Consider the following 21,752-nt stretch of genomic DNA (forward strand, 5'->3'; position numbering starts at 1 on the left):
TGAAAGATGAAACTGTCAGCACGAATAAAATTGGCTGTTGTTTAGCTTTAGCTTAATTCTAGCCTTGCCAACAGCCTATTGTGATTCGTACTTGGGGATTTATTCCTCGTCTGGCTTTAGCCAACCTTGAGCCAGAGCTTGGTATCCAATAAGTTTGTATGCTAATTTGGCAGCGGTAAATTCTGAGACTACAGAATCTACAATAGGTGCTAATTCCATAATGTCACACCCGATTACTTCGTAGGACTCGAAGATGCGGCGCAAAAATGCGGTGAGGGAATACCAATTTAACCCGCCCGGTTCGGGTGTTCCCACCCCTGGAATTAAAGTCGGATCGATGCCGTCTAAGTCGATCGTCAAAAATACTCGCTTAGTTGTTATGCTGGCAATTGCCCGATCGGCCCAATCCGGTTGAGTAGCGATTTCGCGAGCTCGAATCACGTTTAGCTGTTTTGCTTTAATCAAGTCGGCTTCTTCCTTGCAGATAGCGCGAATCCCGATTTGCAGTGTCGGTAAGCCCATATCGACAACACGCCGCATCACGCAGGCGTGGTTGTGAATCGAGCCTTCGTATTCGTGCCGCAAGTCACCGTGGGCGTCGATTTGCACGACGGTGAAAGGTTCATCCGGGTATGCTTGGCGATAACCTTCGACAACGCCTGCAGTGATGCTGTGTTCGCCTCCGAGAGAGATGACAAATTTATTTTCGGTAACTAGCTGGTGGACTGCTGCTTTGGTGACTTGCAGCATTTCTGAGGATGAAACTGGTTGCCTGTTGCGGGTATCGGCGATCGGCTCTTGTGTATAAATTCCGACATCGTAGCAAACTTCGGAATCCAATTCTTCGTCGTAGCACTCTAGTTGATGAGAAGCTTCTAGAAGTTTAGCGGGCCCGTTTTCGCACCCCCGGCGGTAAGTGGTGGTAGCTTCGTAGGGAATTGGTAAGATAACTACTTTGGCGGTGTCGTAGTCGGGTACAATTTCCGACCCCAGAAACGGTACGACAGCAGTGGAAATGATCGTTGGCATAAGGGAAATTTCAATAAGGCAAAGAAGTCAGCAGGTTTAATCGTGACATAATTTGAGCTCTAACTGCAAAGTCAGAAGGAAGAAGGAAGAAGGAAGAGGGAAAAAGGAAGAGGGAAGAGGGGAGAGGGAAGGAAGGCTGAGGATTTATGCAGTGGGGGCCATCTCCCCGTGGTTGCCTCGAATTGCGATACGGTTTGTAGTAATGACTTGAGTTCTTTGCAGCCTTGCTTTCATCTAAAATCTAAAATCTAAAATCGCATGACATCTTCTAGTCCCGCTTCGTCAACTGCTGTTGCACCTCAAACTTGGCTGTGGAAAGGCTTTCCGATTTGCTACCAAACTGCGGGTTCCCAGGGGCCTGCGGTGGTGTTTGTCCACGGTTTTGGTGCGTCTTGGGGCCACTGGCGCAAGAATTTGCCGGCGCTGGCGGCTGATTGTCGCTGTTTTGCGATCGACCTCATCGGTTTTGGCGGTTCTGCTAAACCAGCGCCCAAACTTGAGATTGACTATACTTTTGAAACTTGGGGACAGCTAATTGCTGATTTTTGTCGGGAAGTTGCGGGCGGGCCGGCTTTTTTGGTCGGAAATTCGATCGGCTGCGTGGCAATTATGCAAGCCGCTGTGGATTTTCCCGATATTGCTTCTGGCGTAATTTTACTCAATTGTTCCCTGCGGTTGCTGCACGATCGCAAACGCGCCGAATTGCCTTGGTATCGCAGTTTTGGAGCGCCAATCGCACAAAAAGTTTTAAATGTCAAGTGGATAAGTCAACTATTTTTTAAACAATTAGCAACGCCAAAAACAGTAAAAAAAGTGCTTTTGCAAGCTTATCGCCGTCCTGAAGCTGTCAGCGACGAACTGGTAAATATGCTGCTGGAACCTGCTAAGGACAGCGGCGCAGTAGAAGTATTTGTAGCATTTATCAGTTATTCTCAAGGCCCGCTACCGGAGGATTTGTTGCCGCGTTTGAGCTGTCCGGCTTTGATTTTGTGGGGAACAGATGACCCTTGGGAGCCGATCGCATTGGGGCGAGAATTGGCAAAGTTTCCGGCTGTTGAAAAGTTTATTCCTTTGGAGGGAGTGGGACACTGCCCGCAAGATGAAGCGCCGGAATTGGTCAATCCTATTTTACTCGATTGGATTAAAGAGCGATCGGCGTTTGCAGAAACTTAGTGCTTTTGCTCCTTTCATCTGCGTTAATCTGCGTCAATCCCTTGTCATCTGCGGTTAACAAATTCTCTTTTTTTTACCGCAGATGATGGCAGATTAATACAGATTAACGCAGATGAATTAGATTGTTGGCTGTTGACTGGATTTGAGACCCGACGATGCTACCGGAATAGATATTACACGAATATGAAACTATCAGGGGTAAACTGACCTTGAATGACAGCTATTTGGTCAGATGTACCAGCCAAATTGATGGAGTTACCCACAATATTGTAGTTGGAAAGGCTGCCACGTAACTGAATTCGATCGATTCCTTGTTGAAAATCCTGAATCAGTGCAACTCCTGTTCCCTGATAGTAGCTCTTAGTGGCATCACCGAGAACAAAAATATCTCTACCCCGACCCCCAATCAGCACATCGGTATCATTGCTTCCCGGTGTAGCACTCAATGGGTTTACTCCAATTAGGGTATCATTGCCGCGCAAACCAGAGAGTGTATCGTTACCATCTCCTCCTACTAAGGAATTGTTTTGGATGTTTCCGGTAAGGACATCTACATTCGGAGTTCCTGTCACATTAACGAAATTCTCTACAGTAAAATTCAGAGTGCCGATACCGGGTAAATTGTTAACCGCCAAACGATTCTGCGACAAATCCACATTAATAGAAGCTGTGCCGCTACCTGTAGAAGCATCGATGGTATTACTCTGTCCTAAAGGAGCAATTATTTGTTCTATATTTTGCAGGGTATCTGTACCTCCTGCGCCTTTATCTACAATACCTTTAGCCTCAATGGTAATGCCGCTGCCAAGGGAAAGATAGCTAATTGTATCCGTGCCTAATCCTCCAGTTATGGTATCTGTGCCGCTACTGCCTAGGATAAAGTTATCTAAACTATCTCCGGTAATATTGTCGTTTCCTGCTGTGGTGCTAATACTGTTAGCTGGCGGAGGGGGTGGAGTTTGGTTTTGGGGAGGTAAAGCAGAATTCGTAAGTTGTGCGCCTTGATTTTGGGGAAGAGGATTGCCCGGTGCGCCTTGATTTTGGGGAGGTTGGTTGCCTACTGCTGCCTGATTTTGCCCTGGAGGATTGCCCGGTGCGCCTTGATTTTGCCCTGGAGGATTGCCCGGTACGCCTTGATTTTGGGGAGGTTGGTTGCCCGGTGCGCCTTGATTTTGGGGAGGTTGGTTGCCCGGTGCGCCTTGATTTTGGGGAGGTTGGTTGCCCGGTACGCCTTGATTTTGGGGAGGTTGGTTGCCCGGTGCGCCTTGGTTTTGAGGAGGTTGGTTGCCCGGTGCGCCTTGATTTTGGGGAGGTTGGTTGCCCGGTGCGCCTTGATTTTGAGCAGGTTGGTTGCCCGGTGCGCCTTGATTTTGGGGAGGATTGCCTGGTGCGCCTTGATTTTGGGGAGGATTGCCCGCTGCATTGATTGAATTAGGAAATAGTGCTGGCATGATGTAATTACCTGGATTAGTTTTCTAAGTTTGAATCAGTTGTCAGGCTAAAGAAATGAATTCTCAATCGGCCTTTGATTTAGTCTCTACAATCATTAAGTTGGTTGAATATGACATTTATCCCTGTCCTAGGATTACAGTTTTGTAATGTGGAGAAATTAGCGTTTTTCCGAATTTTGAGGTAAATTACCATCGCCGGGTGGACGCGGTGGAATGCCCAAAATTTTAATCAGCTCTGCTTCGGTGACTCCCAACTTTTTCGCTGCACCGGGAATATCTAAACGAGGACGGGGCGGTGGGCTGGGCGGGCGATTATTTTCCGTTGGCGGTTCCGGCGGTTTGGCGGGTAGACCCAAAGCTTCGATTAACTCGGCTTCGGTAACTCCTAATTGTTTGGCAGCAGCGGCAAAATCTATACGGGGCGGATGTCTGCGCTCTTGATTGGGTTCGGGCTGGCTCTGGGCTAGTACAGTATTAGAATTAGTTGTAGTTCGATCGGGAAAAGTCAAGCTGCTAAATCCCAGCAGCAAGGCTGTAGCAGGTAACGCTAGCAGTGAAGCAATTTTCATGATAGTTACGATCGCCGACCTAAAAATGTTTATAACTACATCAAATTCCCCAAACATTACCTGCAACAGTGCTGATGAATTACAGTTTTGTAATTTAAGTAATTCCCTGATGGCCGTATAATCGCAACCGGATAGGTAAATCTATGAATGTTCTATACGTTGAAGATGAAGAAAAAATCGCCAATTTTGTTTGTATGGGCTTGAAAGAACAAGGCTTTGTTGTGGATTACTGCGATAATGGCAATGATGGCTACGATCGGGCGATGGATAATGAGTACGATGCGATCGTGCTTGATATTGTATTGCCGGGAAAAGATGGATTATCTATTCTCAAACATCTACGAAAGGCGGGACGCAACGTACCCGTGATTTTATTAACTGCTCGCAATGAACTAGACGATCGCATTGAAGGGTTACATCTCGGCGCTGATGACTATTTGGCTAAACCGTTTTTTGTTGAGGAGTTAGTTGCTCGGATTTATGCTGTGGTGCGGCGGGCTTCAGGCGGTGGGCAAAATATTCTGAGCGTTGGCCCTGTTAAGCTCGATCGCATTCTCCGAGAAGTTACTTGCGATCGCCATGCGGTAGAACTTACAAGCCGCGAGTTTAATCTGTTGGAATATCTAATGCGATCGCCCGGTAGGGTACTCACCCGCACTCAAATCCTCGAACATATCTGGGGTTATGATTTTAATCCGAATACGAATGTAGTAGATGTATGTATTCAACGCATTCGCAAGAAAATTGAACCGATTGGCGGTACAGGATGGGTTGAGAGCGTGCGCGGCGTTGGCTATCGGTTTCGCAAACCAGATTCCCCATCGTGAAATTGCAATCTTTTCGCTTTCGCATTGCTCTATCATCTGCTGTTCTAGCAAGTATTGCTCTAATTGGCTTTAGTATTGTTTCGTGGTGGTTGATTTACGATGCTAAGGTCAAGCGTCTTGATGCTGAAATCAAGAATCAGTTAATCCAATCTACCCGCCCGCAATCGACCCAATGGGATGTTTATAATGATTCTTTGCCCTCAGTTTTGGGTATGAATGATGGGGAAACAACCGTAGCTTTGTTGGTGACTGATAGAGATGGTAATTTGCTCTACCGATCGAGCCAGTGGCAAGATGGAATTGATGCCAATTCACTATGGCGATCGCTGCCTCAACCGCCTCCCGATCCTGCCAGAATACCTTTTCAATTAGAACCTCCCCCTCCACCCTATCCACCACCTCCCTATCCACCACCTCCCGATCGACCCGATTCATTCTCACCGAGAGAAAGAAGACCCCCGCGCGATCGACCTCCTCAATTCGATCGACCTGATTTTCATCGAGTTTTCAAAGCTAAACTAGCAACCCAGCGTACTAGCACAGCAGTTTGGCGTGTGGGCGCGATTCATTCTCCTCAGACTCAAATAGCGATCGCTGTTAACTTACAAGCGATCGATCGGGAAATGGCATCGATTGGCAATATCTTTCTAATTTCTATTCCCGTAGTGCTTTTACTCGTGGCCAGTGGAGCGTGGGTGATATCGCGGAGTATTCTATATCCAATTGGGCGACTCACCATGGCAATTCGCAATGTCACCGTACAGGGGCTAGATCGGCGCGTTCCTGACGGAGCAACCGATATAGAGTTTGTAGAATTAATTTTTGTGTTCAATCAGATGCTAGAACGTCTAGAGCGAAGTTTTAAACAAGCTTCTCGTTTTAGTGGAGATGCTGCCCACGAATTAAAGACTCCGCTGGCAATTTTGCAAGGTCAAATAGAACGGGCTTTGCATCAAGTTGAATCTGGTTCTGAGGTGCAGCAGACCCTGAGTAATTTATTGGATGAAGTGCGCCGTTTGAGTGAAATAACCCGTAAACTCCTCTTACTTTCTCACGCCGATGCCGGACGTATGGGTTTACATTTGGTTAAGGTGAATATGTCGGATTTGCTATCGGAAATTGCCGAAGATATGGAACTGCTAGCACCGCATTTAGAGGTGCAAATGGCAATTGCTCCTAACTTATATATCAAGGGCGATCGCGATTTGCTGGTGCAGGTTTTGCAAAATCTGGTTGGTAATGCGATTAAATATAATTTACCGAAGGGTTGGCTCAGGTTACAGGCTAACTGTCAGGGTAAAAGAGTAATTGTGAAAATTGTCAATAGTTCTCAGGATATTTCTTTGAGGGAGCGCGATCGTATTTTTGAGCGCTTCCATCGCGGTGACTCCACTCAGATCCAAAAAATCGAAGGTTCGGGATTGGGATTAAGTTTAGCAAGGGAAATCGCACGGGCCCACGGCGGCGATATCAAACTAGATGCTGCAATACTTGGTCAAACAGGGTTTATACTGAGCTTACCTGTGGGCGATCGCGATTAACCTTATAGCAGTGAAGCAGGACGAGTTATCTTAGCTAAGACTTGGGCTAATTCGGATTTTTAAAGTTAATAGATCCCTAGTCCATCATAGGCCTGTTGAGGATTAATGCTCTTGCTGATAAGTACAGCAAAATACCATTACAAAGATGCCAAATAAAATGGGTGCCAGTTGAAAAGTAAGGACAAATTGCCTGATCGAGAGTGCGGAATGAAAGGGCTAACAGCAATACCCCCGATGCTGCTAATAGAACAAATGGCTCACGCTTTTGCTGCTGATAGTGATATACTCCAAGCCCTACTAACACTAAAAATGCAGGAGCATAAGAAAGAGAACCGTTGAGAAGATTTGTAAATTTATTGCTGAAGTTGCTGACCCAGAAAAATCCTACGAGTAATCCTCCTGCATATCCATATTTCATTCTAACTACTTGACGGCTATATAGCCATAAAAACCCAAGCTGAAAGAGCATAATAGGAATCACATCTAGTAATCTTGCCCATTGTGTCGCAAATGTATGAAATAGGGCACTTCCAATACCAATACTGGTGGCTAAAGTAATCAATGTCCAAATACCGGTGGGTACTTTTTTCTGTCGCCGAGCCAATTGAAAAATAGCCCCTGCTGCAATGAGAAAAGAAATATTAGATACAGCATTTAGTGGTTCACTCCATAAACCAGGCATTATACGTTCGCAGTAAAGATCGATGTAATCATTCATCTCATGTCACTGTTCTGGGAGTAGAATCCATACTACAGCAAAAGCGTAAAATTGAAGAAAAAACCTGTCTCAAATTTAATGACTTCCCCAATTTCTCCCGATCGCCGTTTTTTCAAATATCGAATTGCCCTGCTCATCAGTATAATCGTGATTATCCCTTTAGGTTACATAGTGAGATTTTCTCGCGGCCCTGCACCGGAATGGTTCAACGACTCTTTTGGGAGCATAGCTTATGAGGTATTTTGGATTTTGGTGGTAGTTCTGATATTGCCACGATTTTCGCAAATTAGGGGGGCTGTAGCTGTGTGTCTAGCTACCTGCGGAGTAGAGTTTCTCCAACTGTGGACACCTCCGTTTTTACAAGCAATGCGAGCTACTTTACCCGGAAGGCTGATTTTGGGAAATCACTTTAGTTGGTCAGATTTTATCTCTTATTTTGTGGGGAGTTTTTTAGGTTGGTTGTGGGTGCGATGGCTTCATTTCACTTGCTTCCGCTTGTAAGTTGTACTGCATTTAAATTCTATATTTCTCTGAGCAAACCCAAAATGGTCAACTCCTCTCCCCATCTCTCGAACGCTATAGACAATCTAGATGCACAAAAGCTTGATGATATGGTTGCGGTTATTTTAACTTTAGCTAAGCGATCGGGTTAACTTAGAATTGAGAGTTTTTAGGAGTTGAAGTGGGAGCTATATTTCCGCGATCGCGCCATAGCAACAACGGAATGCTTAACGTTCCTAAAATCATTACAACTCCAGTCAGAATCCAAACTAGCACACGATTTGGGCGATAATCACCTCGCTCAATTTGCCAGAAAACTCGATTATAACGCCATGCTGCTAAGGCAATGACCGCAATTCCAAAAATGACCAGACTAAGCCCTAAAGTTTCGGAATTGAAGAAGGGAGGGGAGGAAACTTGTTGCTGAGTCACTGTAGCTTGAAATTGACGGAGAAATAAACTGAACCGACTGATGGCAAACCCAAAACCAATTAAAGCGAGTGAAGTTCGTAACCATGCAAGAAACGTGCGTTCATTTGCCTGATGTTCTCGCTGTCGGTCTATTTTAGGACTCTTGTGCATCAACTATACCTTTATAAAATATCTTAAGCTTTCCCTCGTTGATTTTTGTTTCAGTTCACATTGGGGAGGGAAGTATCGGTATTGCGATCGCGATCCATCATCACCAAAAAAGATAGTATCAGTAAATCGACAAAAAAGCGATCGCGCCCATCTCTACCAACACAAAAGAAGAGGACACAGCATTGCTGTGTCCCTACAAATACCCCAGTTAAAATCTAGTTTAAAAAGACTTAGCCGCCCCGCCGGACTGAGCCTTTTTCTCCAACCAATCCTTACCCAATCTGATTGTCACATCGGACTGCAAAGAACCGGTACTCTCAACCAGCACATCTCCAAAACCCAAAAACTGGCGAATTGCTTGAGCACCTTTAATATCGCCCTGTTGAGCTACTAGAGTAGTTACCTCCAGCGGTTCGGGCCAAGCTTTATAAACCTGAACATTCCGATAACCGGCTTGAGTCAAATTATTGACAAAAGCTTCAACAGCCGATGGATCGCCGGTACTATCTTGAATCGCCACCTTCAGAAAAGTCGCATCAGCATTCTCAATTGTCCAAGTATTCTGGCCGAAGTCAAAATGTTCCGCCACCATAGTTTCGATGCCATATTGGTCTGGCAACCAAAAACTCGCCTTATAATCTTTCGCATCGCTAAACTTGCCGGGAACCATCAACATCTGCACGCTATCGCGATCGGTTTGAGTAGCAAAACCAGCCAAAGCCACCAATTCTTCTATACTCAAATTCGTGTCAAGGTGAGACTGAATCACCGACAAAATCTTCGGCAAGCGAGACAGCAAACCTACATTAACTTCCTGTTCCACAAAAGCCCGCATCAACAATTGCTGGCGCTGCACCCGCCCAATATCGCCCAAATCGTCGTGCCTATAAAGCAAGTATTGCACGATTTGTTCGCCGTTGAGTTTCTGCTTGCCAGCCTTTAAATTTATATATAAATGCTGGCTTTCATCGGTATACTTCATGTCTTTAGGGACATTGATAGTAATGCCACCAAGTGCATCAACCAAGCTTTTTATGCCTTGAATATTGACTGTGACATAGCGGTCAATTCCCACTCCGCCCAAGAGTCCGCTGACTGCCTTCGCTGACGAAGCTGGGCCCCCGTAGTAATTAGCTTCGTTTATTTTCACCTCGCCCCTACCTTCAACATAGGTGCGGGTGTCACGCGGAATGGAAAGCACGCTTAACTTTTTATTTTGAGGGTCAAACCTGACCAACAGCATGGTATCGGTTAACCCCTTGAAAGAGTTCTGCCACACCTCGTATCCCTTCTCCTTATCGGCATGACCGTCGATGTCTGAACTCAGAACTTTAAGTCCTAAAACTAAAATATTAACTGGGCGAGTCAGCTCCGGCATCTTCATGTTGAGCTTTGCCATGTCGCCTTGAGAAAATACTGCTGCTTCTTCAGGGCTCAACTTTTGTTGCTGAAGCGGCGTTGTGGAAAGGGACACCGCTAGCAACGCTCCGGCTGTGGCTGAGAGCATGGCTACTCCAGCCAAACCAAAACCAAAACCCAGCCAGCGGCCTCGATGGGGCTGGGAAGATTTTTTGGTTGAAGGTTGAGCAGTTGATTGTTGGATAGGGTCTTGATTAGGAATTTTTTGAGCTGGCACTGGCTTCCTCACACACAACAAAAATAAAAAAAGATAATGGCAATATGTAGTATCAAGCTGAAGACGCAATCAATCAATACCGTAGGGGCTTAAAAGAACCCTAAATTATGATAAATGTTTGCCCACTACTTGCTCGGCTACGCGGCTAATTCCGGGCAACCATAGGGGTTGACGCTTCCAGAGGCGAACCATCAGTCCCAGAGCAACGATGAAATAGCTGGTTGTTAGCAGGCTACTCATTAATAACATGGGAAGTGTCGGAGATTCCGCAGAAATCGCTCCAGCTTCTAAAAGAATATGTCCTAAGAGCCAACTAAAAGCAAGGGCAATTGCTAAGCGGCTGACGGCTTTGCGTTCGGGGCTGCCCTGACGGCGGTAAAGAGTCCACAGGGCCGGGAAAAAGCCGATGACTGGGATCATTAATACAAACAGACTGGCACGATCGAGTTCAGGATTTTCTAAGGGATCTGTTCTTTTCATAATTCGCTACTCAAAATTTGCAGAAGGTCAGATTTTGCACACAAGTTATTTGTTAGAGGGAAAATTTATATCCTAAACCAAAATTCTGAGAGCTGGGCTGGGGGGATCGCCAAACTTGTCTGTTAGAGGCAAAATTTTTCTGCCCTCCCCATCTGGCGACCGATCGTTGGCAACTTTTCGACCCGGAGACCCGTATTTTGATAAACTGGATACAGCACAGCAGACAGGAGAACAGACTTAGCCATGACCCAATCCCAAAAATCAATTGTTATTGCTCCATCAATATTATCAGCCGATTTTAGCCGTCTTGGAGAAGAGATTCAGGCGGTCGATCGAGCTGGGGCTGACTGGATTCACGTAGATGTGATGGACGGTCGCTTTGTTCCTAATATTACTATCGGGCCGCTGATTGTTGAGGCAATTCGCCCGGTTACTACCAAGGTGATCGATGTCCACTTGATGATTGTGGAGCCGGAGAAGTACGTCGAGGACTTCGCTAAGGCTGGTGCAGACATTATTTCGGTTCACGCCGAGCATAATGCTTCCCCTCACTTGCACCGCACCCTCGGCCAAATTCGGGAATTGGGCAAAATGGCTGGTGTGGTTCTGAATCCTTCGACGCCTTTGGAGTTGATCGAGTACGTGCTGGAACTTTGCGATTTGGTGCTGATTATGAGCGTCAATCCCGGCTTTGGCGGTCAAAGTTTTATCCCGGCTGTTTTGCCGAAAATTCGTCAGTTACGCAAAATGTGCGACGACAAGGGCCTCGATCCTTGGATTGAAGTAGATGGCGGTTTGAAGGGGAATAATACTTGGCAGGTTCTGGAAGCGGGCGCAAATGCGATCGTCGCTGGTTCTGCTGTGTTTAAGGCGAATGATTACGCAGCGGCGATCGAGGGTATCCGCAACAGCAAGCGCCCGACTCCAGAGTTGGCGGCAGTCTAATCAAAAATTCGATCGTGTCCGGCGAATTACCCATAATCAAAGTGGTTTGTAGTGATGACTTTAGTCCTTATTGGCTCAAAGATTTAAGAAAGGACTGAACCTCACTACAAACTTATGATGGTTGGAGCTCGATTGACTTAATAAGTAAGCCGAGCTAGTTCATAGAAAATTAAATTTTGAAAAAGGCGATCGTATATTTTGACTCATATCAAGTCCGATGCAAGATGCAATCGGACTTGATACAGCGTATTCCAGGTTTGTGAAGTGTAGGGACACGGCAGTGCCGTGTCCCTACGGCGAGCTAACTATAGGCGGGTGTACTTCATAAATGTGGAATCTGCTGTATCATTTGGTTAAACTACTTACAGAATTGCAAAATCTGCAACATTAATCAGCCCTGTTGACACATTGCTGATAGTTGCTAACAGTTGACCGGAACTGGTAACTCGGATCGAAGTAGAATTATTTTCTAAAGTAATGCTCAGTTGCGAGAAACTTAAACCGCCTGTCAAGCCGATCGTATCGCGACCATCTTGAAAGTCTAAAATAGTCTCGCGTCCGAAGTCGATACCTAAGATAAAGCGATCGTCCCCACTACCTCCAATCAAAGTATCATTCCCCTCATCTCCAAATAACCAATCGTCCCCAGCACTACCCAGTAAACTGTCTTCATCCTTGCCGCCGTAAAGAGTATCGTTTCCAGCATCACCGTTAACGGTATCCTGACCTTCATTGCCAAACAACAAATCGTTGCCCAAATCACCACACATCTGGTCTTGACTGCCAGCGGAGCCGATCGCCAGAGGGCTGCCAATATCCCCGTACATAGTATCTTCTCCGTCGCCACCACAGAGAGTATCGCTGCCCTCATCCCCAAACAGCACGTCGTTGCCCAAATCTCCTAGGGCCAAATCATCACCCTTGCCGCCACGCACTGTATCGTTTCCATTACCGCCAGAAAGGGAATCTTCGGCTGCTTGCCCGTTCAGGTAATCATCGCCACTGAGGCCAAATAGCAAATCGCGACCTGTAGAATCGATGTCTAAAGAGTTAAGAGTACCACCGTATAAGGTGTCGTTACCCTCATCGCCAATTAAAGTATCGCTCTGTTTGTCTCCAAAAATTATGTCGTCATCTTTGCCACCGTAAACAACATCTTCGTTCTCGCCCGCAAAAATTAAATCATCTTTAGCACCCCCGTTGAGGTAATCATCGCCCTCATTGCCAAACAGCACGTCGCTATCTTTTGCCGAGGGAAGAATGGTTATATTTCCTAGATCGATGCCGAGGTAAGATCCGCCATAAATATTGTCATTGCCAGTGAAGCCAAACTCCAAGTCGTTACCATTTAAGCCGTTGATTTTGTCATTGGTAATCGAACCCTCCAGAATGTCGTCGCTTTCTGTACCGTTGGTGGTGCTATTTGTTTGATTGGGGCCGCGAATAGCAGTCTGGCTGGGAAAGGTTATCTGCTTGCAAATGCAATCTTCGTCTTGCGTTTCTGGCGTTGGCGTCGGAGTTTCCGTTGGAGTTGGAGTCGGAGTCGCAGTCGGTGTCGGTGTCGGAGTTTCTGTTGGAGTCGGAGTCGGAGTCGGTGTCGGAGTTTCCGTTGGAGTTGGAGTTGGAGTCGGAGTCGGTGTCGGAGTTTCCGTTGGAGTTGGAGTCGGAGTCGGTGTCGGAGTTTCCGTTGGAGTCGGAGTCGGTGTCGGAGTTTCCGTTGGAGTTGGAGTCGGAGTCGGTGTCGGAGTTTCCGTTGAAGTTGGAGTCGGTGTCGGTGTCGGAGTTTCCGTTGGAGTTGGAGTCGGAGTCGGTGTCGGAGTTTCCGTTGGAGTTGGAGTCGGAGTCGGAGTCGGTGTCGGAGTTTCCGTTGGAGTTGGAGTCGGAGTCGGTGTCGGAGTTTCCGTTGGAGTCGGTGTCGGCGTCGGTGTTGGCGTCGGAGTTGGCGTCGGCGTCGGTGTCGGTGTCGGTGTTGGCGTCGGTGTCGGAGTTGGCGTCGGCGTCGGTGTCGGTGTCGGAGTTGGTGACTCCATATCGTCATTTGCGATCACACCTATACCCGTCGCTTTAGTAATAGTCGCATTGACAGCGGTGCTGAGGTTGACGTTAAATGTTTCGTCAGTTTCAAACTTAGAATCGCCGTTGACAGCAACAGTAATGGTTTTTTTCGTGTCCCCGACATTGAAGGTGAGGCTGCCTGTGGCCGCGGCGTAATCGCTATCAGCAGTATTAGCAGTACCGTCTGACGTGGCGTAATTGACGGTGAGGGGCAAGCTAGAACCTGCGGAGAGAGAGACGGTAAAGGTGGCGCTAGCATTACCCGTATTGCCCTCGGTAACAACTACATCATCGATCGAGATACTAACGCTGTCATCATTGGCGATCGTAGCAGTGGCTGTGCTGGTGGTGACAGTCGAACTTTCCGGCGCTGAGGTCAAATTTGGGTTGCTGAGGGTGACGGTAATTGTCTCGTCAGGTTCAACTGCGGTTTCGCCCAAGACATCCACAGCAATAGTTTTAGTTGTTTGGTTGGCGGCAAAGGCGATCGTCCCTGTGGCGCTAGTAGCCCCCGCAGCATTGATATTATTGTAGTCTGCGCCGTTGCTCGCGGTACCGGCGATCGCATAATTTACTGTACTCGCTACCCCCGTGCCACCGCTGCGAGTGACGGTGAAGGTGACGGGTTTAGTGCCCGAGTTGCCTTCAATTAACGAACCTGTCGCTGGATTTGTGAGTGCGATCGCATAAGCGATCGAGTCATTGGCTGCAATAGTCACCGTAGCATTGCTGCTGGCCGGTGCGATCGTATAATTCCCATTTCCCAAGTTCAGTCGCAGCGTTTCTGCCAACTCCGGTATAGCGTCATCCACCGGAGTCAGAATCACATCCACAAAGCTCTGCCCGTTGGGAATAGTGACGGGAAAGGTACTGCCCAGATTGTAGTCAGCAGCAACAGCGGTGCTACTGCCATCAATAGCGAGATTCACCGTCAAATTACCGACTGTGCTATCACTGCGGCTAACGCGGAAAGTGCCTGGATCGATAGGAGTTTCAGCGGCTGAATTATCCGGCGCGGTGATGCTCACAATCTGCTGTACTTCAACAGCGCCGATGTCAACAGCACTGCCAGAAGGCCGAGTTAAGCCGCGCTGATCCGTAGCAGGTGCGATCGCGCTGTTACCCGCATCGATCGCGGGACTACCTGCATTCAGTGCGTGCGTCTGCGTAAGGCCGCCGTTATTTGCCAGTGCTCCGAGATTCGGATTGATGGGAGTGCCAGCAGTGCCTACTAGATCGCCATTAACACCGTTTGTGAAGCCAGCACCAGTACCGTTGCCAATTAAGTTATTGCCCTCACTCGTAAATGTGCCGTCTACATCGGGGTTTAACGGAGCCGTATTCCCAGCAATGATGGTGTTGCGGACATTTGCCGTCAAGGTATTGAAGATGCCACCGCCTTGGTTCGTTGCACTATTGAGAGTAAGAGTGCTGCTTCTCAGATCCAGCGTGCCACCATTTCTGATCGCGCCAAAGTTAGTTGCCGTGTTCGCAGAAAAGGTGCTGTTGGTAATCGTTGCCGCGCCACTGTTGACAATGCCGCCGCCATTTTGTGCAGCCCGATTGCTGTTAAACGTGCTGCTGGTGACATTTAATGGCTGGACATCGTTTCTGATCGCACCGCCATCAGTCGCCGAAATGTTGTTAGTGAAAGTGCTGTCGGCAATGCTTAACAGTTCGCCCCCGCCTCTGTGGTAAATCGCGCCGCCACCGTCGGTGTTTTGGGAACTATTGCCAGTAAACTTGCTGCCAGTAATGTTTAACGCACCGCTATCGATCAAGATAGCACCGCCGCCTTGGCTAGCTGCCGTCGCTGTATTTTCGGTGAAAGTGCTGCCAACAATGTTTACAATACCGCCACCCTGCCTGATCGCGCCGCCGCCCGAAGCAGTTGCGGTATTGGCAGTAAACGTAGAATTCGTGATTGTGACCGTGCCGCCATTGTTGAAGAGAGCACCTCCTGCCCCAGCGACATTGGCGGAGAAGGTAACGTTGGTAAGGTTCAGGGTGACACCGAAGGCGTTATTAAGGGCACCAGTCCCGTTAGCAAAGGTGAGGTTAGAGATGCTAACAGGGCCGGTATTAGTGTTAAGTATCTGCACTAAGCTGTTGCCGCTGACTGTCAAGTTAGCTGCGACTGGGCCGTTCAGACTAAGGCTTTCATTAATAGTTGGCAGTGTCGTAGCGAGGGTAATTGTGCCAGTAATGCCAGTCAGGTCAATAATATCTGGGCCTAAAGTAGCATTCGCTTGGGTAATCGCATCTCGCAGCGAGCCTAAGCCGGAGTCGTTGGTGCTGGTGACTGCGAAAGTATTTAAAACACGATCGTAACTGGCTATCGCCTCTTGGGTGAATGCCAAAGGTGTCTCAATCGAACCAATTGTTACTTCTAAATCCCAGTCGCCGCCTAATGCAGCACTTCCTGTCAGGTTTTTGGAGGCGGCGATGTCTGCACCTGTGAGTTGATTGAGGCGTTGCAAAAACGATCGCCCCGCTATCGGTGGGGCGATTTCTGCCGCCACGCTGCAACCGTACAGGAGGATATCGGCGCTAGGGGCTAAGGCCTTTTTCCACTGCCCAAGTCGATCGGCATATTCGTCTAGGTTGTCAAAATTTAGCTGAATTGACCCCAGTTGCAAATTGCCAGGCCCGCCGTGAGAAACAATGTGAACCGCGGAAATATCGCTGTAGCTAGCTAATAACTCTGTAATTTGCTCGACTCCATCCCCCGCCCGATCGAGTATAAATATCTCTTTCCTTGGTTCGGGGCTTGGTGCAAGGCTTTGATAATCTTCAACGGTTGGGTCAATGACAACTATTTGCGTAATTTTTTCCATGATCGATTTTCCTCGTAGATGCAAAGGAAATGGAGCTTAAAAGCGACGATCGTCTTGCCAAAAGAATTCAAATTAGTATTGACAAATAATCATTTGAATCCACTAGCTAGGTTTGGGAAAGCTTCTAAAAGGCAAGATATAATGCTTAAGTCATAAGCAGCTTAGAGTCTTACTAAGACAACACAAGGAGCAAATTTGTTCCCAATCGCAAAAATTAGTCAGTAAATATAGCTATCAACCCGATCGCGCATTCGAGCCCCGACTTCTTTAAAAAATCGGGGCTCTGGTCTGTTTATTCAGGCGGGCTTTCTTATTTCGAGACAGAGGCGAGAATGCTTTCCATCTCAGAAAGCTCGATCGCCCCGGAGAAAGTTTGGCCGTTCATAATAAAAAATGGAGTGCCTTCAATGCCCAGTTGTTGAGCGAGTTGCACGTCTTTGGTAATGGCGGCTTCGGCGGCGGGGCTGTTGCGATCGGTGTTGAATTTATCTAATTTTAGATTGAGCTTTTGGGCGATCGATCCGTACAATGGTTCGCCTAACTCTTTCTGCCCTTCAAACAAAGCACTGTAATATTCCCAAAATTTGCCCTGCTGTTGGGCAGCCCAAGCTGCTTTAGCTGCTGGCAGGGCTTGAGGGTGAATTGAAGTCAAGGGAAAATGCTTGTAAGCTAAAGTAACTTTTTCTTGGTGTTTTGCCATAAACTGCTTGACAGTATCGTGAGCGCGTGCGCAAAACGGACATTGAAAGTCAGAGAATTCTAAAAGTACAATTTGCTGGGAAGGTGATCCCGTGCTCGGAGAATCTCCAATAGCAGATTTGGGATTAGTTTTCATCTCCTGCAAAAATGACTGCTGCGCTGCTTTGAGAGACTGCTGCTGCTGTTGCTGGTACGCTTGTACCGACTCTAAAATTGCTTGCGGGTTTTCGCGGATAATCTGCAAGACTTGCTCTTTCAACTTGGGATCGACTGAATTGCCAGCCGCTGACTGGGCGGGGGAACAACCGATAAATACCAGGCAACCTACCAGGAGTGCAGCAAAGCAGAAGGCTTGCTGGCTGCGGAGTTTTCGCCAAATAGTGGATACGTTCATCTTTTTTTTCTGATTCACGGCAACACTTAATCGTACATTTAATTTTGCGGAGTGTCAGGTATACTGCTGTTGACTGCTGTCGAGCTATTTTTAGCTTTGACCAATAATTAGTAATTGGCACTCGGTAATTCGTAGTCGGTAATTGCCAAGGGATGTTAATCTCTATAACAGCTACGAGTGCCATAATTAAGATTTCAATCAGCGGGATTTATTAAGTATTATGTCTCATCGATCTACCGCAATCAAAAAGTTTGTAATGAGGAATTGAGTCCTCAGAATCTTATGAGGACTCAATTCCTCACTAGAAACGCGATCGCGGTTATTTTACAGGACTAGATATAAAAATAAAAGGACGATCGCCCAGGCGATCGTCCTTTTATTTTCTGCAGGTATTATCCGCTTTTAGGCTTGGCTGAACCGGAGATTATTTGCGGTTGTTGAGCCATTTAGCCGCCACTATTCCCAAAATACCAGCAACAATTGGATTTCCCAAAAACTTCATCAAACTCGGCTGTTCTGCCAGCACTTCTCGGAAAATATCTGGGTGATTGTGATAGGTAAACGAGGCCAGCTTGGTAACATCGTCAGCATTCATGCGGCTGGCGTGGTGGGTAGAAAGTCCTAGCTGCTTTTCCAATTGGCGATCGTCCAATCCTCTCTTGCCCAAATGCTTGAAGAATTCGCGGGCCACGTCGTCGAGTTCGTTTGGCTTAATTTGGGCGATCGCCTTTTGCAATTCCGGTTCCAACTGCGCCGGCGGGAGGGAGTCGTGATTCAGGGAACGCCCGAATAATTGTTTGCGCTGAGCAGGGGAAGTTCTCTGAGCAAAATCGTCAAAGTTTTCGTAATCTTCACCAGTTGTCTCCGGCATCATTTCTCGATCGCCCTGGGCTAAATCGTTCATGATTTGACGCTTGTAATTATCGCTGCTACTCATGGTAACTCTCTTCCAATCTACACAACAGTTCAGTATTAAATTGAGATGGTTTCGCCTTCAAAAAACTGCGGAATATTAAACCGCCATGCTGCTATCATTTAAGCTTGCTAACCCGGTCAAGACTTATATTCAATCTGATTTGATTGCTGGTCGTACTTAGCAGTCAAAATCAGTTTTTTATCAGGAGCATAAACCAAAACACTTACATCCTGATTTGGGAAATTGCGGTGAAAACCTTGTGCTAAAGATTTCGCCAAATCTTTCACTTCATTAGGGCGGACTTGCGGGGTGATTACAACTCCCAATTTGTTATTGTCGCGCACGTAAGCATCCTGAACCAAGCCACGAGCCGTCTTTGTTACCCATTGACCAAAATCTTGACCTGCGGCAGTATTGCCCCGTTCTAGCTGGGCGTAATAACCCTGACTGCCACCAATTGCTCCAGGTACATCACTCGGTTTTTGGGCTGAAACGCTGGGCGCGCAGGCAGTAGTAACAGCCAGCATTAATACCAATAGTAAGCCCGCAATTATTTTGCGACTCTGCTGCAGTAAACTCACCTTTTTTCCTCCGTTCTGAAAACAAGTTGAATATTTGAAAGGGTCAGGTTGCTCGACCCTCTCAATTAGTATGAAGCTTAGTCTAGTTTCTTTTTGAGTTCATCTTTTACATCTTCGATCGCATGACCAGCTTCAGCTTTTGCCTGCTTGGCTTTGCCTTCTGCTTTATCCTTCGGGTCGCCAGTAACATTGCCTAGGGCTTCTTGAGCAGCGCCTGCGATGTTATTGCCAGTTGCCTTTGCTCTATCTTCAACGCTCATGGTTTTCTACCTATGTGTATCTAATTTGACATTTTTTACTTAAACTCATCATAGGTAACCAGGAGCTGCATTGCACTCTACCTCTAGGAAGAAACAACGAATAACAAATGGAATAGGGAATATGGAATAGGGAATATGGAAGAAATATTTTCCGTCTTGAAGCAACTGCCACTTTCCTACTTATTTTTTTTGTAGCTTTTATGCTGGTTGTAATGAAGTAGTTATGTTAAAAAAAATCTTGGGTGTACTGGTTACCATACACCCAAGATTTTTTAAGTAATAAAAAAATATTTTAATTTTTTTTATTTAATTCTGCCTTCTGCGTTCCCAAGGCGAGTGTGGGCAACACCACATTTTACCCACACCCTCAAAAAAACCTATTAGTTTTAATCTACCTTGTGATGACATTCTTCATCTATTTTGTGCTGAAGTTCTTCTTTTAACTGTTCTACAGCGCGCATAGTTTGAGCATCTTCTTTTTTTTGCTGACCGAGGGCTTTTTCTGTTTCCTCACTGAGCAATATTTCCCTAGATTTTGGTAGCGTGACTTGATTTTTGCTGTCCGTGTGGTTCGCGTTTTCTTGACTATTCATTAGTTTTTCCCCTATTGTTTGCAAAATTTATTTTTAACAAGGGTACTTAGAAGTTAACCTTATATTTATTATAAGGGAAATCACGAAGGCTTTCCTCTGTCTGAAGGGAGATAGGGGCTGGTGAACAGTTTTGAGTTTTGAGTTTTATAGTTAAGATAAATTACGGAAACTTCCATGAGCCCCAAAGGAGATAGCTGAAGGGGAATAGTGCGTGAGATTGCTTGCTGACTCGCAAGGCCCGGGCAGTGAATGAGTTGGGGAAAGGGGAGGAGGGGGGAGAATTTTTCTGTGGCGCGATCGCCCTAAGTACCTTTTGTAGTTTGTTTGATGAGGCTGTTTCGACAGCTTTGGCATACTCCCCGACCGTCGCGGATGGAGATTCTAATTCATGGTTCATCGAAATCCACTTGCTATCTCAGGGTGCATCGTCAATAGTAGAGGGGGCATTCTCCCCACGCTTTCCCTCTTTAGAGGCGGATTCCCCTTGCCCAGAGATACCGTTTTGCTGCTCCATCCCTAGCATCTTCAATCCCTTTTTCACGATAATTAAAGTCAGTGAAGGAGTCGCCTCCTCCACTGCTCTCCAAACCAGAACGTGATAGTTGCCCATCATTCCGCTCCTCAATAAAACGGCTGTTGTCATCAGTACGTCGTTACCAACATATCGTTTTCCCACGCCCAAAGGCTTGGTTCCAGCGGTGGCTTAGGTTTAGCACTTTTGCAGCTAGATTTGTGGCTATTTTGTACTTACTAAGCTAAAATTTTAGTAAATAGTTTGTATCAAAGTTAATTATGAAAAAGATAATGACCAAATTGCTAAACCTACCCGGAGTTAGAGTAGAAGACAGCAGGCAAACAGATGAACATTAATTTTCGAGAGTTCAAGTAGAGACAAAAACGGCAATCTGCTCACACTGTGATCGAAGTAGTCATCGTCTTCATCAAAATCAGGAACATTTAGTTAAAGATTTACCGATGGGGAATCGAGAAATAGTTTTAAGAGTAAATGGGCGACAATTTAAGTGTGACAATTGTGAAACACCTTTCAGTGAAACCTTGAGCTTTGTAGCCCAACCTCGAAGTTTTACTAATAAATATGCACTAATGAGTGCCTAATGTACGATTATAGCGACGTTAATAACCTAGTTAAAAATAATGGATCGACTAATGAATAAGTCTGGTAAATAGTAATGTTTATACCTGAGTCCATCACGCCCATTTATGTATATCCACTCAAACGGTTAGGTATAGATAAAATTAGTTTGGTTAAAAGACAAGGAAAATTTATTGTATTTTTGCTAGACCTAGATAGGGGTAAGCTAGGAGGGCTAGTGTCATATCGAACACACTCAAAAATAGAAAAATGGATGCGGTAATTGGGTAAAAAAGTGTTATAACAGATAGAATGAGTAAGTATAGATATGAGTGGTAATTATAAATCATTAGTTAGTGCGAAAATTTCCCCCAAATTGTGAGGTAACAGTGGACAAATTTCATTTTACAAAAATTTTGTATTAAGAGTTAAATCAAGCCAGGATAGACAAAAAAACGACAGAAGCCTTAAAAGTTAAGGAAAAAGCTAAATTATTTACTAGCTTGAAAGGTAGTAAATATATCTTATTAAAAGGCGCAGTTAAATTCTCAAATTAACTAAAATAAAATTTAAACTAAGTAAAATAAGCTTCACTGTGAGTAGGAATAATGCACTCATTAAAGGAATAACTTCACTCGTTATTTGAAAAGAGTAAAAACGTAGGGTAAGGATATTGAAACTAATACATTGGGATTAAAAAAGCCTATCAATACTATCGGAATAGTGTTCCATTAATCAAACGGTGCTTTGGGGAAAGAGCCGGGTGTTTTGAACGGCGAACAACCACGGGTATAGTATAGCAATCCTAAATCAATTGTAAAATATATGGTTTCACCAATCCTGATTAACTTGGTATTAATTTAGGCTTTTTA

The 21,752-nt window shown here is 46.0% G+C and carries 20 protein-coding genes; 6 read left to right on the top strand and 14 right to left on the bottom strand.

Features of this window, described 5'->3' with window-relative positions; genetic code table 11:
* Positions 1–99: 99 nt before the first annotated feature.
* The gene (gene speB, locus QUA27_RS14535; RefSeq protein ID WP_333068722.1) at positions 100–1,029 is read right to left on the bottom strand and encodes an agmatinase; all 930 of its coding nucleotides are present in this window, start codon (positions 1,027–1,029) and stop codon (positions 100–102) included.
* Between the two features lie 258 nt (positions 1,030–1,287).
* Here speB and QUA27_RS14540 point away from each other — a divergent pair, with 258 nt between their 5' ends.
* The gene (locus tag QUA27_RS14540) at positions 1,288–2,202 is read left to right on the top strand and encodes an alpha/beta fold hydrolase (RefSeq protein ID WP_333068723.1); all 915 of its coding nucleotides are present in this window, start codon (positions 1,288–1,290) and stop codon (positions 2,200–2,202) included.
* 173 nt (positions 2,203–2,375) lie between these two features.
* Here the strand turns inward: QUA27_RS14540 and QUA27_RS14545 are convergent, their stop codons facing one another.
* Together QUA27_RS14545 and QUA27_RS14550 are read right to left on the bottom strand one after the other, a co-directional pair.
* Positions 2,376–3,653: a calcium-binding protein gene (locus tag QUA27_RS14545; protein WP_333068724.1), complete on the bottom strand. Its 1,278-nt coding sequence runs from the start codon at positions 3,651–3,653 to the stop codon at positions 2,376–2,378.
* A gap of 158 nt (positions 3,654–3,811) precedes the next feature.
* On the bottom strand, positions 3,812–4,222 hold the full coding sequence (locus QUA27_RS14550) for a hypothetical protein (RefSeq protein ID WP_333068725.1): 411 nt from the start codon (positions 4,220–4,222) through the stop codon (positions 3,812–3,814).
* Positions 4,223–4,365: 143 nt separating this feature from the next.
* Here QUA27_RS14550 and QUA27_RS14555 point away from each other — a divergent pair, with 143 nt between their 5' ends.
* Entirely contained in the window at positions 4,366–5,049 is a 684-nt protein-coding gene (locus QUA27_RS14555) for a response regulator transcription factor (protein WP_333068726.1), read from the top strand.
* The gene (locus tag QUA27_RS14560; RefSeq protein ID WP_333068728.1) at positions 5,046–6,590 is read left to right on the top strand and encodes a sensor histidine kinase; all 1,545 of its coding nucleotides are present in this window, start codon (positions 5,046–5,048) and stop codon (positions 6,588–6,590) included. The genes QUA27_RS14555 and QUA27_RS14560 overlap by 4 nt, the downstream gene beginning before the upstream one ends.
* Positions 6,591–6,666: 76 nt before the next feature.
* On the opposite strand, the gene QUA27_RS14565 is transcribed toward QUA27_RS14560, so the two are convergent.
* Positions 6,667–7,308 carry a ceramidase domain-containing protein gene (locus QUA27_RS14565; RefSeq protein ID WP_333068729.1) on the bottom strand — a complete coding sequence of 214 codons (642 nt, stop codon included), beginning with the start codon at positions 7,306–7,308 and terminating at the stop codon, positions 6,667–6,669.
* Between the two features lie 78 nt (positions 7,309–7,386).
* On the opposite strand from QUA27_RS14565, the gene QUA27_RS14570 reads away from it, so the two are divergent.
* Positions 7,387–7,809: a ribosomal maturation YjgA family protein gene (locus QUA27_RS14570; protein ID WP_333068730.1), complete on the top strand. Its 423-nt coding sequence runs from the start codon at positions 7,387–7,389 to the stop codon at positions 7,807–7,809.
* Positions 7,810–7,962: 153 nt separating this feature from the next.
* Here QUA27_RS14570 and QUA27_RS14575 read toward each other — a convergent pair whose 3' ends face one another.
* The 3 genes from QUA27_RS14575 to QUA27_RS14585 form a co-directional block, all read right to left on the bottom strand.
* Positions 7,963–8,391, bottom strand: coding sequence for a YidH family protein (locus QUA27_RS14575; protein ID WP_333068731.1), 429 nt, complete (start codon positions 8,389–8,391; stop codon positions 7,963–7,965).
* 220 nt (positions 8,392–8,611) lie between these two features.
* Positions 8,612–10,027: an LCP family protein gene (locus QUA27_RS14580; protein WP_333068732.1), complete on the bottom strand. Its 1,416-nt coding sequence runs from the start codon at positions 10,025–10,027 to the stop codon at positions 8,612–8,614.
* A gap of 105 nt (positions 10,028–10,132) precedes the next feature.
* Positions 10,133–10,507: a hypothetical protein gene (locus QUA27_RS14585; protein WP_006632079.1), complete on the bottom strand. Its 375-nt coding sequence runs from the start codon at positions 10,505–10,507 to the stop codon at positions 10,133–10,135.
* A gap of 243 nt (positions 10,508–10,750) precedes the next feature.
* Here QUA27_RS14585 and rpe point away from each other — a divergent pair, with 243 nt between their 5' ends.
* On the top strand, positions 10,751–11,452 hold the full coding sequence (rpe, locus tag QUA27_RS14590; RefSeq protein ID WP_333068733.1) for a ribulose-phosphate 3-epimerase: 702 nt from the start codon (positions 10,751–10,753) through the stop codon (positions 11,450–11,452).
* Between the two features lie 362 nt (positions 11,453–11,814).
* Here rpe and QUA27_RS14595 read toward each other — a convergent pair whose 3' ends face one another.
* The 7 genes from QUA27_RS14595 to QUA27_RS14625 all read right to left on the bottom strand — a co-directional run bounded on the left by QUA27_RS14595 (position 11,815) and on the right by QUA27_RS14625 (position 20,463).
* Entirely contained in the window at positions 11,815–16,344 is a 4,530-nt protein-coding gene (locus QUA27_RS14595; protein WP_333068734.1) for a DUF4347 domain-containing protein, read from the bottom strand.
* Between the two features lie 310 nt (positions 16,345–16,654).
* On the bottom strand, positions 16,655–17,437 hold the full coding sequence (locus QUA27_RS14600) for a DsbA family protein (RefSeq protein WP_333068735.1): 783 nt from the start codon (positions 17,435–17,437) through the stop codon (positions 16,655–16,657).
* Between the two features lie 424 nt (positions 17,438–17,861).
* Complete coding sequence (locus QUA27_RS14605) at positions 17,862–18,374, bottom strand: hypothetical protein (protein WP_333068736.1); 513 nt, start codon at positions 18,372–18,374, stop codon at positions 17,862–17,864.
* A 116-nt stretch (positions 18,375–18,490) separates the two neighbouring features.
* Positions 18,491–18,934 (bottom strand): hypothetical protein, encoded by a 444-nt coding sequence (locus QUA27_RS14610; RefSeq protein ID WP_333068738.1) that lies wholly within the window; start codon positions 18,932–18,934, stop codon positions 18,491–18,493.
* Between the two features lie 77 nt (positions 18,935–19,011).
* The gene (locus QUA27_RS14615; protein WP_333068740.1) at positions 19,012–19,194 is read right to left on the bottom strand and encodes a CsbD family protein; all 183 of its coding nucleotides are present in this window, start codon (positions 19,192–19,194) and stop codon (positions 19,012–19,014) included.
* A 386-nt stretch (positions 19,195–19,580) separates the two neighbouring features.
* On the bottom strand, positions 19,581–19,787 hold the full coding sequence (locus QUA27_RS14620) for a hypothetical protein (RefSeq protein WP_333068742.1): 207 nt from the start codon (positions 19,785–19,787) through the stop codon (positions 19,581–19,583).
* A gap of 415 nt (positions 19,788–20,202) precedes the next feature.
* Positions 20,203–20,463, bottom strand: a complete 261-nt coding sequence (locus QUA27_RS14625) for a hypothetical protein (protein ID WP_333068743.1) — start codon at positions 20,461–20,463, stop codon at positions 20,203–20,205.
* Between the two features lie 227 nt (positions 20,464–20,690).
* Here QUA27_RS14625 and QUA27_RS14630 point away from each other — a divergent pair, with 227 nt between their 5' ends.
* Positions 20,691–20,903 (top strand): transposase family protein, encoded by a 213-nt coding sequence (locus QUA27_RS14630; RefSeq protein WP_333068750.1) that lies wholly within the window; start codon positions 20,691–20,693, stop codon positions 20,901–20,903.
* The last annotated feature ends 849 nt before the right edge of the window (positions 20,904–21,752 follow it).

The sequence above is a fragment of the Microcoleus harperi Pol14_C6 genome (assembly GCF_036701295.1).
Lineage (GTDB): Bacteria > Cyanobacteriota > Cyanobacteriia > Cyanobacteriales > Microcoleaceae > Microcoleus.